This window comes from Campylobacter sp. IFREMER_LSEM_CL1085 (assembly GCF_025772235.1).
In the GTDB taxonomy this organism is placed as follows: domain Bacteria; phylum Campylobacterota; class Campylobacteria; order Campylobacterales; family Campylobacteraceae; genus Campylobacter_D; species Campylobacter_D lari_D.
The window spans coordinates 1-1,545 of the sequence record NZ_JAKMRU010000037.1 but is presented as its reverse complement, the minus strand read 5'-3'; the positions used below and the strand labels follow the sequence as shown (position 1 = coordinate 1,545).

The 1,545-nt window shown below is 25.0% G+C and carries 1 protein-coding gene; it reads left to right on the top strand.

Translation table 11 applies throughout. From position 1 onward, the window contains the following. Positions 1 to 33: 33 nt before the first annotated feature. A partial coding sequence (gene vgrG, locus L8W56_RS08685; protein ID WP_263660024.1) for a type VI secretion system tip protein VgrG occupies positions 34 to 1,545 on the top strand: 1,512 nt, incomplete at its 3' end.

Here is a 1,545-nt window from a genome sequence, read left to right as displayed (position 1 = left end):
CCAATAAATCCCAATACCAACAAAGGTTTTTTAATGAATACAAACAACTCTTATCTTAATTTAAAAATTAACAAACTTGATTTTAAAATCACAAAAGCCATTATAAAAGAAAGCTTGGATCAGATCTTTTTATGTGAATGTGAAGGTTTTTATGAAAATATCAATAATGATATTTTTAGTGATGACAATATTGAATTTAATCCTAATATGCTTATTGATAAAGAAGCTTCACTTATAATTAAAAATCCTTATGAAAACAAAAAGATAGACTTTTCAACTAATATTGATATGATTTATCGGGGAATAATATCTTATGTTGACTATTTAGGTGTTAATCAAGGCAGTGCTAGCAATATTGTAAAAGAAAATTTTAAACAATTAAACCATAAACATTTTTTTAAGTTTAACTTGCATTCTCCTTTAATAAGACTTGATTTTAATAAAGCAAATCGTATTTATACTCATACAAACATAATAGAAGTAATTAAACAAACCTTAGCCTATTACAACACCAAGCTAAATAAAAACATTGATTTTTCTAATATTCATCATATATATGAAACTAAAGAATTGATTTCTCAATACAATGAAAGTGATTTAGAATTTATCACAAGATTAGCACACAATCATGGTATTTATTTTTATGAAGATAAAGATAATATTTATTTTTATGATTTTTATACTCATAAAGGCAAAATAAAAGATATAGTTTTTAATCCTAATATCAACAACCATCTTAATGAAACTTGTATTTACGCACTAAATAAAGAAAAACAAATACAAACTAATGCTTTTACTCATTCTAGTAATAATTCCAAACAACCTTTAAGTTTATATTCCTTAAGCACTAAAGCACAAAACACCAATGTACATTATAATGAGCATTCTTATGAAAGTGAGTATTCCTTTACACAAAATATTAATTTAAAACAATCCCCTACCCTAAAAGAAAAAAGAAACACTATGCTTAATAATATACTAAAAGCAAAAAGCAATATTTATCATCTTAGTTTAAATGAAAGTATTAAAATTAATATTCAAGAAGAAACCACCAAAGAATATACCATTATAGCAAAAGAACAAATTTTAATTGATGATGCTATTTTAGCTAATACTATCAATACCAATGATAATTTAAATATTAAAGACTTAAATCTAAGCAAATCTTATACAAATAATTTAACCCTTACCCCATCTTTTTTAACCTTTACACCTAGTTTTAAATCCAAACCAAAACCTCCAATTAATACCATGGGTATAGTTATAGGAGAAGATTCTAATATAGAAAATCAAAGAAATACCATATACACAGATGAATATGGAAGAGTAAAGGTAAGGATTAATCTTTATGCTAATCAAGAAGAATTAGATAATAAAACAAACATGTATCACCATAGTCCATTCTTAAGAGTAGCTAGTAATGTAGCAAGCAATCATTCAGGTTTTTACCATACACCTAGAATAGGAGATGAAGTTATTATTTCATTTTTAGATGATGATATAGACAAGCCTTTTATTAGTGGGAGTTTGTATAATGGGGTGAAT